This window comes from Candidatus Accumulibacter propinquus (genome assembly GCF_056856495.1).
The window spans coordinates 393,244-407,006 of record NZ_JBSEHC010000002.1 but is presented as its reverse complement, the minus strand read 5'-3'; the positions used below and the strand labels follow the sequence as shown (position 1 = coordinate 407,006).

The window sequence follows — 13,763 nt, the reverse complement described above, 5'->3', positions numbered from 1 at the left end:
ACGCAGGCGACACGCGAATGCCTTGTGCGGGTGTCCGGGCCGTGATAAGGCTCCGAGCAGCAAATGCGCGCCTTGTCGTCTGCATCACATTCATAATGCCAGTCCATGATCAGGGTGACTGTGCCAATTTTCATACATGACGGTAGAGAAGGCGCAAGCCGAGGCCGAAAGGATTCTCGGAGAGTTCGCCAGCGGGGCAAACCCTGCCGAGGCGCGGCGAACGTTCAAGACTGAGCTGACACTGACGGAGTTTTTCACCGAGTACGGCACCCGGCACGGCGAAAAGCTGGTGGTGTGGCGCGACATGCAGCAGCGATTCCGGGACTACCTGCAAAAGCCGCTTGGCGACCGAAAGCTGACGCGCATCACGAGGGCGATGATTGCCCGTGCGCTATCCGATATTGAGAAGGCCGGCAAGGCGTCAAGGTGGCAGGCCGAACGGGAAGCCGTGACCGCTTCTTGCAAGCCGACGAACTGCCCCGCTTCTTTCAATCGCTGGCGGAAGAACCGAGTATCGCCCAATCAGCCGACACGGCTTCATTGCAAATCAGGTACAGTTTTGGCGCGGGCTAGCAACCAATGGAACGGAAATGTCTTCGACGACTTGGGATTTCTCCCGAAAGAGGCCGTCCTGTGATCAATCGGACGGGCTTGTCGCAAGCAGCCCCGCCAGCGCCGCCTCGATCCAGCCAAAACCGATCCGCTCCTGTTCGAGACGCAGATTCCTCGGCAGGCGGTTGTCGCGCAGGTCGTCGTACAGGGCGCCCTCCTCCGCGTCAAGAAGAACAGAGGAATCCAGGTTCTATCACCCCCGAGTTCTCTTTGTTCCCTGCCGTTAGACTGGCAGATTCCGCCACCCGCTACTGCGGGGAGCGATACCAGGGAACCGGAACGCATGCAGACGGGAGTAACAAGCGCGTGTCGAGGTGCCGGGCCGACACGCAGCGAAACATACCCCGCATTGTGTGTCGGCAAGTATTGCTGTCTAATACAATTGGGGCAAGCAGATACCAACAGGGTAAGGCATCTACTAGGGTGGGGGGCTAATGGCAAACTTCAGGGCAAGGGTCTGGATGACGTTGATCGGGGTGGCTGTACTGTCATCCATTCCGGTTTTTGTTGTCGCAGGAAGCGGTGGCGGGATGGGGGTAGCGCTTGGCGGGATGGTGCTGGCAGTCAGCATTGCAGCCCTGGCTGCTTATTTTCTGGTATCGAGTATCAGCCGCCCACTGGATCAGTTGTCCGGTCATATCGGGCAGGTGGCCAAAGGCAATCTGAACGTGACACTGCCCGCATCGGTTGGCGATGATGCGGGCAATGTTTTTTCCGCATTTGCCAGCATGGTCTCGAACCTGCGCAGGTCCATCTCCGAGGTGAGCCAGTCTGCACTGCAGATTGCTTCAACAGTCAATCAGCTGAGCACATCGGCGGCAGCGATCGCCGACAAATCCCTGGTCGCATCCAAACGTTGCTCGAGTGCCGCCGCCGCTAGCGAGCAGATGGCAGCGACTGCCGGGCATATCGCAACAAACTGCGTTGAGGCATCACATGCTGCATCGGCAGCGAACGAGGCGGCGAATGTTTCGGCATACGTTTCCATGGAATCGATCAATTCCATCCACGCCATTGCCGAGTTGATCAAGGATTCATCGGAACGTATCGGTAGGCTGGGCGAGAGTTCCGAACAGATTGGTGCCATCGTTTCAACGATCAAGGATATTGCCAATCAGACCAACCTGCTGGCGCTCAATGCCGCTATCGAGGCGGCGCGGGCCGGCGAAACGGGGCGCGGTTTTGCCGTGGTGGCGGACGAGGTGAGAAAGCTGGCAGAACGTACTACGCAGGCAACCCAGCAGATTACCGAGATGATCAAGCTCATCCAGGGCGAAACCCAGAGTGCAGTCGATACCATGAAGCAGGCGGTGCATGAGGTGGAGAAAGGCGTTGAGGATGGCGCACGCTCAAGCGAATCGATCTGCGAAATACTCGGCAAGATCACTGAGTTATCTGACGATATCAGCAAGATCGCCACTTCCGCCCAGCAGCAGAAAGCGGTCACCGACGACATCAGTTCAAGTAGCCAGCAGATGAGCACGATGGTCGACGGGTCGGCACAGGAGGCAAGTACCGTGGCGACGGCGGCGATGACCCTGTCTCGGCAAACGGATCATCTGTCCCGGTTGGTCAAGGGTTTCACGTTTTGACTGTTCCGGCTTGCTTGCCGGGGTTGCAGATCGCTTAGGCCGTTCCTGTTCATGGAGGGAAAGATGTCAGCCAGCAAACCAAAACTTGCCATGTATTGGGCAGCTTCCTGCGGCGGATGTGAAATCGCCTTGGCCAATATTGATGAGGTCTTGCTGGAAGTTGATCATCATTTCGACTTCATGTTTTGTCCTTGTCTGCTCGATACCAAGACAAAGGACATCGAGGCGCTGCCGGATGGCGATATTTTCCTGACCCTGTTCAACGGTGCGCTGCGTACCGAAGAAAACAGGGAAATGGCAGAGTTGTTGCGCAGGAAGTCGAAGGTGTTCGTCGCTTTCGGCGCTTGCGCCGCTACGGGGGGCATTCCCGCTCTGGCCAATCAGCACGGTTTGCAGCACCTGCTGGACACGGTCTTTCTGAATGCGCCCAGCGTCGAAAACTCGGCGCGGTTGATCCCTCAACCGATCTGCCATGTAACCGACGGGGAACTGGCATTGCCGGCCTTCTTGCCGCGCGTGCTGGCCGTGCATGAAGCTGTGAGCGTTGATTACACCATGCCCGGTTGTCCTCCGGAGCCGGAACAGATCATCGCCGTCATTCGCCATGTGGCTTCCGGTGCGCCCTTGCCACCGCTTGGTACCTGGCTGGGTTGCAGCAGCCGCGCCGTTTGCAGCGAATGCCCACGGGAAAAACGCGGCGTGCTGGCAGCGCGGTTGTTACGGCCCTATGAGGGCATACCGGAAACCGGTTGGTGTTTGATCGAACAGGGGTTCGCCTGTCTTGGACCGGCCACGCGCGGCGGTTGCCATGCCCTTTGTCCGACCGCCAATATGCCCTGCACCGGCTGCTATGGTGCCCTCGATGCGACCGCCGACCCCGGCGCCAGCGCGCTGACGGCACTGGCGGCGGCGGTCGATCCCGGCAATCTGGCTGGCAAGGACGAAGAGGACCTGCATCGGCGACTCAAGCATGCGCTATCCGGCGTGGCTGACCCGCTGGGCACTTTCTATCGCTATTCACTGGCAGCGACCGTGCTCGCCGAGCGCAAGCCGGAGGTGGAGCAATGACTCGACGAATCACCATCGATCCGATCACACGACTGGAAGGCCACGGCAAGATTGAAATTTTTCTGGACGACGCCGGCGACGTTTCCTCAGCGTATTTCCAGATTCCGGAACTGCGCGGTTTTGAGTCCTTCTGTGTCGGACGCCATGCCGAGGAAATGGCCAATATCACCAATCGCATCTGCGGCGTTTGCCCGGAAGCTCACCACATGGCGGCAGCCAAGGCCGTCGATGCAGCCTTCGGCGTTACCTGCCTGCCGGCGGCAAGGCGCATTCGCGAATTGATCTACATGGCGTTTTTTGTCACCGATCACACCACGCATTTCTACTGCCTGGGTGGGCCGGATTTCATCGTTGGCCCGGATGCTCCGGCCTCCGAGCGCAATATCCTGGGGGTCATTCGCAAGGTGGGCGTCGATATCGGCTTGCAGGTCATCAATTGCCGCAAGCGCAACCACGAACTGATCAAGCGTCTGGGCGGCCGCGGCGTGCACTTGTGCGGGGCGTTGCCGGGCGGTTGGTCGGTGGCCCTGAGCGAGGAAATGCGCCGGGATTTTCTTGACTGTGCCAAGGAAAACATCGATTTCGCCCGTTTCTCGCTGAAAACGTTCGACGACATCGTTCTCAAGGATCAGGCTTATCTTGATCTGATGTTTTCCGACTTGTATCGCCACGAAACGCACAGCATGGGGACGGTCGATGCCGGGATGGCACCCAATTTCTACGAGGGCAGGATTCGTGTCGTCGATACACTGGGAAATGAAGTCGCCCTCTACGATCCCAAGGATTACCTGAGCCACATCGCCGAACACGTCGAGCCATGGAGCTATCTGAAATTCCCCTATCTGAAGAAATTCGGCTGGAACGGCTTTGTCGATGGGCAGGAGAGCGGCATTTACCATGCCACCCCGCTGGCACGCCTCAATGTCGCCGACCGCATGGCCACACCGCTTGCGCAGGCTGAATTCGAACGTTTTTTCGACACCTTCGGCGCGCGGGGAAAGGCCGCCAATGGCCGCAACCTGCCGGTTCATCAGCGCCTTGCCACGCACTGGGCGCGGTTGATCGAGTTGCTCTATGCCGCAGAGCGCATGCAGGAGTTGCTCGAACACCCTGAAATCTGTGATCCAGCGGTCCGCCAGGTCGTCGAGGCGCGGGCCGGCATTGGCATCGGCTCGGTCGAAGCCCCGCGCGGCACGCTGACCCACCATTACGAGACCGACGTACGTGGTGTGCTCACCAGGGTCAATCTGATCGTCGGCACAACCAACAACAATGCCCCGATTTCGCTTTCAGTGATGAAGGCCGCCAAGGGGCTGATCAAGGGTGGCGTGTTCAGCGACGGCATCCTGAACCAGGTGGAAATGGCTTTCCGCCTCTATGATCCCTGCTGCTCGTGTGCCACGCACGCACTGGGCAAGGCACCGCTAGAGGTTAACCTGCGCGCCGTCGACGGATCGCTGCTCGATCAACAGGTGCGGGGATAAGCGACCATGCGCAGTACAAATGGCGACTGCGTCGTTATCGGCCTGGGTTGCCCTTTTCTAAGTGACGATTCCATCGGTCCGAGGGTAATTCGCGAACTGGCAGCCGGAGTGGAAGAGTCATGGAGGCTGGTGGAATCGCATGCCGGCGGCTTGTTGCTGCTGGAGGAACTGGCGGGTGCAACGCGGGCCATCATCGTCGACGCACTGCTCGACAGCCGCCGCACGCCGGGCGAGGTGGTGGTGGCGGGCATCCACGGCAGCAGCCAGAATGCGGCCTGCGGCCACGACTGCACACTGCTGCAGGCGCTGACCATTGGCCGCGCCATGGGCCTGGATCTGCCCACCGACATGAATATTCACCTGGTCGCGGTGGTGGCTGACGACGTCACCACGTTCGCTGAAAACCTGTCACCCCGCGTCGCCAGCGCCCTGCCGGAAGCCTGCCGGACAGTACGTTTGCTGGCCCGAGGGTCTCTCTTTGCCAACAAGGAGGCTGCATGAGTTCCCGAGCAAGAACCGCCGTCATTCTTTGCACCTGCAGCGGCATCATCGCGGAGCGGATCGACTGGGAAAAAGTTCAGAAACTGCTTGCCGGCCACCCGACCAGGCCGGTTTTCCGGGTCGACCAACTCGCCTGTGGTGCCGACAACCTCGAACAGCTGGAAACCTGGCTGAAGGAAGAAAAGCCTGAACGCGTGGTCGTCGCCGCCTGTTCGCCACGCGATCATGAAGCGACTTTTCGGCGGCTGTTGATCGGGGCCGGCATCAACCCGTATTTCCTCCAAATGGTCAACGTCCGTGAGCAGGTTGCCTGGGTGACCGCCGATCCCGTGCAGGCAACGGCGAAGTCGGCACGTCTGTTGTCGGCGGCGCTGGATCGGGTACAGCGGCAAGAGCCGCTCGTCGCGCGCAAGGTGCCGCTGCGCACCGAAGTAGCGATCATCGGTGCCGGACCGGCCGGCATGCAGGCGGCGCTGACCCTGGCGCGCGCGGGGCGCAAGGTGACCCTGATCGAGAAGGAACCCTTCATCGGCGGACTGCCCGTTCGCTATGAGGAACTTTTTCCGAATCTCGAATGTGGTCCGTGTTTGCTGGAGCCGGTGATGGGCGAATTGCTGCATGGCCACGAAAGTGAGTACGTTGATTTGCTGACGCTGGCCGAGGTGACCGCAGTCAAGGGCACCTTCGGCAACTGGACCCTGACCGTCAAACAGCGACCACGCTTCATCAACCCGGATTTATGCATCGGCTGCATGGCCTGCGCTGCCGTCTGCCCCGAGCACCGGCCGCACGCGTGGAATGCTGCAGGCGAACTGGCCGCGGTCGATGCGCCTTTTGCCGGTGCACTGCCCAATTTTCCGCATATTGATCCGGCAGTCTGCCTGAAATTGAAAGGCGAGGAATGCAATGCCTGCCTCGTCGAATGCCCGGTCGAAGGTTCTCTGGCTTTCGACGATACCGCTCGTCAGATCACCATCGAAGTGGGCGCCATTATCGTCGCCACGGGTGCTCTTGAAAAACAGGACGTTCCCGCTGCGTTCGCCGGGCTAGCGGACGTGCATACTGGCTACAGCTTCGAGCGTCTGCTGGCGATGAACGGCCCGACCAGCGGCGAGATCCTGAAAGCTGACGGCACCCCGCCGCAATCGGTGGCCATTGTCCATTGCGCCGGCTCGCTCGATACCAACGAGATTTCCTACTGTTCCGGCACCTGTTGCCGCGCTGCGCTGAAGTACGCCCACATTACCGCTGCCAAAGTGGCGGGGGTCGAACTGACGCGTCTGGTTCGCGAACAGGTCGTACCCGGCCTGGATGCCGATAGCCAACTGCACCACGACCACAGCGCAGTCAGCCGCTATTCCGGGCTGGGCGCCCTGAGCGTCGACGGCGTGGGCGCAGAACGCCGGATCGTTTGCCAGGACAATGGGCAGTCGATTGCCGCCGAGATGATCGTGCTGATGCGTCCAGTCGTTCCCGGCGAAGGAACCAGCAAGATTGCCGAGGTGCTTGAACTCGATACCAATGCAGGCGGCTTCCTTGCCCAGTTGCATTCGCTTTCCGCTTCCTGCGCCAGCAACATGAAGGGGATCTATCTGGCCGGGACCAGTCGTGGGCCTGGCGATATCCGTGAGGCCTTTTCCAGCGGTACGGCGGCGGCCGGCCTGGCGCTTTCCGAACTGGTCGATGGTCGCGATCTGGTGGTCGATCCGCAGGTGGCGGTGGTCGATGTGATGCGCTGTTCTGGATGCGGAACGTGCCTGCAGGTCTGCCCATACAAGGCCATTTCGTGGAATGCACGCGACAGGATTGCCGATGTGGCCGATATCCTGTGTCGAGGTTGCGGGACCTGCGTCGCAGCCTGCCCGTCTGGTGCGATTACCGGTCAGGGCTTTTCCCGTGCGATGCTGCGAGCTGAAATTGGGGGAGTATTGTCATGAGTTGCCAGAGCTATTCGACCACCCATCCAACAAACCCGACGAACAACGTTGACGCCATTGCCGGCGTTGCTGTCAAAGTTGTTGCCTTCCTGTGCAACTGGTGTTCCTACGCGGGCGCTGACAAGGCGGGTGCCAACCAGTTGCCGGTGCCGGCAGAACTGACGGCGATCCGCGTCATGTGTTCTGGCCGGGTTGAGCCGACCATGATCCTCGAATGCTTCCAGAAAGGAGCGGACGGCGTATTGGTGCTGGCCTGCCATCCCGGTGACTGCCATTACAAGGAGGGCAACCTGCGCGCCTACTGCCGGGCCGAACTGCTGGAGCGCCTGGTACCACAATTGGGCGTCGATCCGCGGCGCTTTCGCTTTGACTATGTCTCGGCGGCGGAAGCAGACAGGTTTTCGCAGATCACCAATGAATTCGTTGATCAGGTTCGTGCCCTTGCGGTAATACCATCTTAAAACTAAGGAGAAGAAGAATGGCAACCCAAATCCTTGACTGCGTTGGACTCAAGTGCCCGCAACCGACGCTGAAAGTGACCGTCCAGTCGACCCGGATGAAACCGGGAGACATTCTCGAAGTCGTTGCCGATTGCTCGACTTTCGAAAAGGACGTGCGTGAATGGGCGACTCGCGCCAGGAAGACCGTCCTCTGGTGCAAGGATGAAGGCGGCGGCAAGAAACGCATCCAGATCAAGCTTTGAACAGTTTCCCGGCGACCTGGCCGGGGCGCGGGCAGAGCGCAAGCGTTCAGCGCACCCACCTCTGCTGTTGGCCATCACGGCATCGTCCTTGTTGCGCGATGGCACTGGATGGACATGGCGATAGTTGTCGGTACCGTGCTTCTTGCCGACACGTCGCGCCTGTACGACGCGGCCGAGTTGCTCGTTGCGCTCGAAATTTGTCTGGGGCTCCGCGCGTTCTGCTGCGGGGCGAAATCGTCAGAGAAGAAACTCCCGGGTTGTTGTAAGGAATCGGCTGCGACTCCGACTATCGTCCAGCAGGCCCGAGAAACTTCGGGTGACTGCAGAAAACCAAGCCATCCAACCCAAACAAGGAGTGTACCGATGAACAAGACAATGACGACAGCTTCACTGGCCCTGGCGCTCGGCGCCGCCCTGACGGTAGCCGCCAGCCCGGCTTTCGCCGCCGATAGCGCGGCCGACAAGGAAAAATGCTACGGCGTCGCCCTCAAGGGCAAGAATGACTGCAAGGCGGGCGCCGGCACCTCATGTGCCGGTACCTCGAAAACCGACTACCAGGGCAATGCCTGGACCCTGGTGCCCAAGGGGACCTGCGAAAAGACTGTTTCCTCGACTTCGCCGACCGGCAAGGGCCAGCTTGCCGAGTTCAAGGAAAAGAAGGCCTGATCGAAATCCGGATCGCGGAGCATCCGCCATGACGAACCCTGCCAACTGCCGGCCATCCCAGGGCGATGCCCCCGCGTTCCCCGTCACGACCCTGCCCGCGCGCGGCGGGGTCGGGCTCAAACCGGAACATTTTCGCGAGATCCTTGGCACTGCGCCGGATGTCGGCTTCTTCGAAGTGCATGCAGAGAACTACATGGTGGACGGCGGACCCTTCCACTACTACCTGGGCCGCATTCGCCAACGCCATCCCATTTCGATCCATGGCGTCGGCCTGTCGATCGGCGGCGAGGAGCCCCTGGACGCCGCGCATCTGGACCGGCTGGCCGCGCTGCTGGCGCGTTACCAGCCGGAATCCTTCTCCGAACACCTGGCATGGTCCAGCCACGGCGGGGTCTATCTCAACGACCTGCTGCCGGCACCTTATCACGTCGGCACGCTGGCGCGGGTTTGCGCGCATATCGACCATGTGCAGGAGCGTTTGCAGCGGCGGATGCTGCTGGAGAACCCCGCGACCTACGTCGAATTCGCCGCCTCGACCATGGCCGAAACCGATTTCATCGGTGAAGTCGTGCGCCGCACCGGCTGCGGCCTGCTGCTGGACGTCAACAACGTCCATGTCGCCAGCGTCAATCACAACCGCGACCCGCGCGCCTATATCCGCGCCCTGCCGCTGAAGGCGGTGGGCCAGATCCATCTGGCCGGCTTCGCCCGCGACATCGACGCCGCCGGAGATCCCCTGCTGATCGACAGCCACGACGCGCCGGTGGCGCAGGTGGTCTGGGATCTCTATGCATTCGCACTGGACCTGCTGGGTCCACTGCCGACCCTGATCGAGCGTGACGGCGACATCCCCGTGTTTCCGGTCCTGCTCGCCGAGGCGCAGCGGGCGGACCGGATCATGCGCCAGCAGTTGGCCGCTACCGCGCCGGCCGAGGCTTGCGCGTGAGCGCGCAACGGCACTTCGCCGAAGCCGTGCTGGCTGCCGAGCCGCTGTGCCCACCGGGCCTGATGGCCTGGAACGGCTCGGACCCGGCGCAGCGTTTCGCCGTCTACCGCAACAATGTCATGGTCTCGCTGATCGACGCGCTGGCCGACAGCTATCCGGTGACGCAGGATCTGGTCGGCGAGGAATTCTTCCGCGCCATGGCGCGCCTGTTCGTCCGCACCCATCCGCCGCGCTCGCCGGTTCTGGCGCTCTACGGCGCGGGTCTGGCGGAATTCATCGAAGGTTTTGCGCCGGCGGCCGTCCTGCCCTACCTGGCCGACGTCGCCCGGCTTGAGATGCTGCGCGTGCAGGCCTGGCACGCCGCCGATGCGGCGCCGCTTGGCCTCGCGGACTTTGCGGCCCTGCTGGAGAATGCGCCGGCACTGGCGGCAACTGGTTTCGACCTGCACCCCTCGCTGGCAGTGCTGCGTTCGGCCCACGCCGTGGTTTCGCTGTGGGCGGCGCACCAGGCGCAAGACGGTACGCCCGACCTGACGGCGGTCGATCCCGCGCTGCCCGAATCGGCCCTCGTCCTGCGCATCGGGCTCGACGTCGAAATTCGGCGGATTCCGTGCGCCACGGCACAATTCATCCTGCACCTACAGCAGGGCCTGGCCTTCGGCGCCGCAGCCCAGTTTGCCCTGGACACCGAGCCTGCCTTCGATCTGCCCGCCGTGCTCGGCATGCTGATCTGCGGCGGAGCCATCATCAACCTGTGTCAACCAAGAAGAGAACCTGCATGATGAATTCCATCGCCACCGTTAACGCAGCCAGCCAGGCTGGGAATAGCGGTCCAATCGGCCTCGTGTTCAAGCTGATCGCCCTGTTCGGGCGCATCCCCGATAGCCTGATCGCCTTGCTCGGCCGCTTTTCCATAGCGGCGATCTTCTGGAAGTCGGGACAAACCAAGGTACAGGGCCTTGTCATCGACATCGTCAGCGGCGAGTTTCATTTCGGCGCGCCGCAGCTCTCGGACTCCGCCCTGAGTCTGTTTCGCGAAGAATATCGGCTACCGCTGGTAGCGCCGGAACTCGCGGCGCCGCTGGCGGCCTTCGCCGAGCACCTGTTTCCACTGTTGATCCTGCTCGGCTTGGCCACACGCTTCTCCGCGATCGGTCTGCTGGTAATGACCTTGACGATCCAGTTCCTGGTCTACCCCGACGCCTATCCGACCCACGGCGTCTGGGCCAGCGTGCTAGTCTTCCTGATCGCCCGCGGACCGGGCGCGGTGTCGGTGGATCACCTGATCGCCGCACGCTTCAAGCCGATCGTATAAGACGGCGGCGATAGAAGGCAGTGCGCGCGGGCGCCGAGGCGGCAGACATGGGAATTCGGTCCGTATGGTTAACCGCAAGGCAGGCAGCACGGCTACTCGGGCCGGACGGCGGATCGCGCTGGCGCGGGTCTGAGCGAACCTGAGGATCGATCAGGCGGACTTGCAGCAACCTGTCACGCCAAAGCCGCCAGCGCCGCCTCGACCCAGCCAAAACCGATCCGCTCCTGTTCGAGACGCAGATTTCTGCGCAGGCGGTTGTCGCGCAGGTCGTCGTACAGGGCGCCCTCCTCCGCGTTCAGTCGTGGCAGATCGCGCAGCGTCTGCCGGTCCTCCTCGCCCCAGTGCGTGGTGAAAGCCAGCAGCGTCGCACGATCCATCAGGAACGATTCGGCGTCGGCGCAATGGGTGCGCAACTGGTCGAGGATGGCGAAGCCGTGGGTGTCGATGTCGCCCCAGTAGTGGATGCGGCAGCGCGACAGCCATGCGGCCTCGTGCAGCATCTCGAAGCCGTAACCGGCGCCGAAGAGGATCAGGCTGTGCGGCACCGCCGGAAAGGCGAGGAAGTTGATCTCGTTCTCGGTAATGAAAACGCGTTCGACTTGCGGGTCGATCCGGGCAAAGCTCCGGGCATCGAGGGTGAGGTCCTGCTCGGGGTCGCCGTCCAATAGCGCGTGCCGGCGATCGAGAATCCGGAAACGGATACGCTGCGGTTTGTCGCGGAAGCCGTAGCGGCGAGCGAACTGGCTCACTCCGGCGGCCGATGGGTCGATCGCCGCGGGCGGCAGGGCGAGATCGAGCAATTCGCCGAGCACCCCGCGCTGCGCTTCGATGAACTTGCTGTGCACGCCGGGGATATCCACCTGCCGCATGTAGACGCCGAGGCGCGGGTGGCACTGCAGCCAGGCGACGATGTCGAGCAGTCGGCGCCATTCCTCCCTTCTCGACGTCAACCGCCTCGCCACCTGGTTGTTTCAATCCTCGCTTGGCCCTCGCGGGCCGGGCGTCCGGCATGGTCGGCGACGGCTCGCGGCGAAACGCCTTGTTTCAATCCTCGCTCGGCCCTCGCGGGCCGGGCGTCGAGCGGCGATCGCGTTCACTCTTCTGACCAAGTAGTTTCAATCCTCGCTCGGCCCTCACGGGCCGGGCGTCGTCGGACACGTCGACCGGGTCAAACGTCCCCAGCAACCAGTTTCAATCCTCGCTCGGCCCTCACGGGCCGGGCGTCCACACGTTCCAGGAGGATGACCTGCGCAGCAACACGTTTCAATCCTCGCTCGGCCCTCACGGGCCGGGCGTCCATCGACGGCCGCCTTTCTGCAAGGCGACGCGCGGTTTCAATCCTCGCTCGGCCCTCGCGGGCCGGGCGTCACCCTGCGATGGTATTTGCCGACCTGGAAAGCCAGTTTCAATCCTCGCTCGGCCCTCGCGGGCCGGGCGTCCCGGCTCATCACCGGTCATATCCGGTACTTCTGAGGTTTCAATCCTCGCTCGGCCCTCGCGGGCCGGGCGTCCTCGACTGCGTAGCCCTGCCTGACAAGGGCGTTGACGTTTCAATCCTCGCTCGGCCCTCGCGGGCCGGGCGTCGATCGCTACCGGGCGAATGGTGGCTTCGGTGTTGTGGTTTCAATCCTCGCTCGGCCCTCGCGGGCCGGGCGTCCGCCGCAAGATACCGTGGAAAGCACGGTCCCGCTGTTTCAATCCTCGCTCGGCCCTCGCGGGCCGGGCGTCCGGGCCATTCGGCAGGATGCGCGGCCCTTGCGGTGTTTCAATCCTCGCTCGGCCCTCGCGGGCCGGGCGTCAACAGGGCGCCGGGATAACCGGACGCCCCGCTATGTTTCAATCCTCGCTCGGCCCTCGCGGGCCGGGCGTCGATGGATCGCTGGCGGTGTCGCTTACCAGTCGACACGTTTCAATCCTCGCTCGGCCCTCGCGGGCCGGGCGTCGTGCGATCAAGCCGAGCTTGCCGGGGATATCCTGTTTCAATCCTCGCTCGGCCCTCGCGGGCCGGGCGTCATCGCCTCTTTCCAGCCCAGATCCTTGAGCCGATCGTTTCAATCCTCGCTCGGCCCTCGCGGGCCGGGCGTCGCGATTGACGCATACGCCAGCGATGCGGGCTACGAGTTTCAATCCTCGCTCGGCCCTCGCGGGCCGGGCGTCCCTGGCGATCGGCGATGGTTGCCGGCTACTGGCTGGTTTCAATCCTCGCTCGGCCCTCGCGGGCCGGGCGTCGGCGTGATACCGCAGTGATAAATCACGATGCGCTCGTTTCAATCCTCGCTCGGCCCTCGCGGGCCGGGCGTCCGGCGCAACGCTGGTGTTGATCAGGCGCTTGGTCGGTTTCAATCCTCGCTCGGCCCTCGCGGGCCGGGCGTCATCGATGTTCGCCAGCGCTTGCCGGAGCATTTCGCGGTTTCAATCCTCGCTCGGCCCTCGCGGGCCGGGCGTCGCCGATTGCCGGGGCAGAATGCCAGTCTGCGAAGTTTCAATCCTCGCTCGGCCCTCGCGGGCCGGGCGTCTTTTCCGCCCACGTTCGAGTGGGTCCAAAGTCCCGGTTTCAATCCTCGCTCGGCCCTCGCGGGCCGGGCGTCCTGTGCGCGGCGTCGTAGTAATCCGGTGGCGTGGTGTTTCAATCCTCGCTCGGCCCTCGCGGGCCGGGCGTCGGTCAATCCACGATGCGCCGGAGTCTGTCGACGAGTTTCAATCCTCGCTCGGCCCTCGCGGGCCGGGCGTCGTCGGCAAATACCACTCGGCGGCGACTGCGGACGAGTTTCAATCCTCGCTCGGCCCTCGCGGGCCGGGCGTCCCCGCCTCTTGCGTGACCTTGTTGCGCCGATCCCAGTTTCAATCCTCGCTCGGCCCTCGCGGGCCGGGCGTCGGCGCCAGCCGCGTTTCGTGCGCTTGGCCTGCGGGTTTCAATCCTCGCTCGGCCCTCGCGGGCC

General features: G+C 62.7%; 12 protein-coding genes, 2 pseudogenes and 1 CRISPR repeat array (1 of these 15 running past the window's edge). Of the genes and pseudogenes, 12 read left to right on the top strand and 2 right to left on the bottom strand.

Features of this window, described 5'->3' with window-relative positions; all coding sequences use genetic code 11:
* Positions 1 to 136: 136 nt before the first annotated feature.
* On the top strand, positions 137 to 637 hold the full coding sequence (locus tag AC15MQ_RS04365; protein ID WP_483079432.1) for a hypothetical protein: 501 nt from the start codon (positions 137 to 139) through the stop codon (positions 635 to 637).
* Here the strand turns inward: AC15MQ_RS04365 and AC15MQ_RS04360 are convergent.
* Positions 638 to 781: pseudogene (locus AC15MQ_RS04360) on the bottom strand (Wadjet anti-phage system protein JetD domain-containing protein); the annotation flags it as partial.
* A gap of 292 nt (positions 782 to 1,073) precedes the next feature.
* Here AC15MQ_RS04360 and AC15MQ_RS04355 point away from each other — a divergent pair.
* The 11 genes from AC15MQ_RS04355 (at position 1,074) to AC15MQ_RS04305 (ending at position 10,824) form a co-directional block, all read left to right on the top strand.
* Entirely contained in the window at positions 1,074 to 2,204 is a 1,131-nt protein-coding gene (locus AC15MQ_RS04355; RefSeq protein ID WP_483079431.1) for a methyl-accepting chemotaxis protein, read from the top strand.
* A gap of 51 nt (positions 2,205 to 2,255) precedes the next feature.
* Positions 2,256 to 3,272, top strand: coding sequence for an NADH-quinone oxidoreductase subunit B family protein (locus tag AC15MQ_RS04350; protein WP_483079430.1), 1,017 nt, complete (start codon positions 2,256 to 2,258; stop codon positions 3,270 to 3,272).
* Positions 3,269 to 4,756: a Ni/Fe hydrogenase subunit alpha gene (locus AC15MQ_RS04345; protein WP_483079429.1), complete on the top strand. Its 1,488-nt coding sequence runs from the start codon at positions 3,269 to 3,271 to the stop codon at positions 4,754 to 4,756. Before AC15MQ_RS04350 ends, AC15MQ_RS04345 begins: the two co-directional genes overlap by 4 nt.
* A 6-nt stretch (positions 4,757 to 4,762) precedes the next feature.
* Positions 4,763 to 5,257 carry a hydrogenase maturation protease gene (locus tag AC15MQ_RS04340; RefSeq protein WP_287651634.1) on the top strand — a complete coding sequence of 165 codons (495 nt, stop codon included), beginning with the start codon at positions 4,763 to 4,765 and terminating at the stop codon, positions 5,255 to 5,257.
* Entirely contained in the window at positions 5,254 to 7,194 is a 1,941-nt protein-coding gene (locus AC15MQ_RS04335; RefSeq protein ID WP_483079428.1) for an FAD-dependent oxidoreductase, read from the top strand. The genes AC15MQ_RS04340 and AC15MQ_RS04335 overlap by 4 nt, the downstream gene beginning before the upstream one ends.
* On the top strand, positions 7,191 to 7,655 hold the full coding sequence (locus AC15MQ_RS04330) for a hydrogenase iron-sulfur subunit (RefSeq protein WP_332335965.1): 465 nt from the start codon (positions 7,191 to 7,193) through the stop codon (positions 7,653 to 7,655). The genes AC15MQ_RS04335 and AC15MQ_RS04330 overlap by 4 nt, the downstream gene beginning before the upstream one ends.
* Before the next feature lie 17 nt (positions 7,656 to 7,672).
* Positions 7,673 to 7,897, top strand: coding sequence for a sulfurtransferase TusA family protein (locus AC15MQ_RS04325; RefSeq protein ID WP_034917267.1), 225 nt, complete (start codon positions 7,673 to 7,675; stop codon positions 7,895 to 7,897).
* Positions 7,898 to 8,260: 363 nt separating this feature from the next.
* Positions 8,261 to 8,563, top strand: a complete 303-nt coding sequence (locus tag AC15MQ_RS04320) for a BufA1 family periplasmic bufferin-type metallophore (protein WP_294996396.1) — start codon at positions 8,261 to 8,263, stop codon at positions 8,561 to 8,563.
* 28 nt (positions 8,564 to 8,591) lie between these two features.
* Positions 8,592 to 9,509, top strand: a complete 918-nt coding sequence (gene bufB, locus AC15MQ_RS04315) for an MNIO family bufferin maturase (protein WP_483079427.1) — start codon at positions 8,592 to 8,594, stop codon at positions 9,507 to 9,509.
* Positions 9,506 to 10,291, top strand: coding sequence for an HvfC/BufC N-terminal domain-containing protein (locus tag AC15MQ_RS04310; RefSeq protein ID WP_483079426.1), 786 nt, complete (start codon positions 9,506 to 9,508; stop codon positions 10,289 to 10,291). The genes bufB and AC15MQ_RS04310 overlap by 4 nt, the downstream gene beginning before the upstream one ends.
* Positions 10,291 to 10,824, top strand: coding sequence for a DoxX family protein (locus AC15MQ_RS04305; protein ID WP_483079671.1), 534 nt, complete (start codon positions 10,291 to 10,293; stop codon positions 10,822 to 10,824). Before AC15MQ_RS04310 ends, AC15MQ_RS04305 begins: the two co-directional genes overlap by 1 nt.
* Before the next feature lie 173 nt (positions 10,825 to 10,997).
* Here AC15MQ_RS04305 and AC15MQ_RS04300 read toward each other — a convergent pair.
* Positions 10,998 to 11,777: pseudogene (locus tag AC15MQ_RS04300) on the bottom strand (Wadjet anti-phage system protein JetD domain-containing protein); the annotation flags it as partial.
* A gap of 15 nt (positions 11,778 to 11,792) precedes the next feature.
* Positions 11,793 to 13,763: direct repeats of the CRISPR family, unit length 37 nt; unit sequence GTTTCAATCCTCGCTCGGCCCTCGCGGGCCGGGCGTC; it runs 365 nt beyond the window's last position.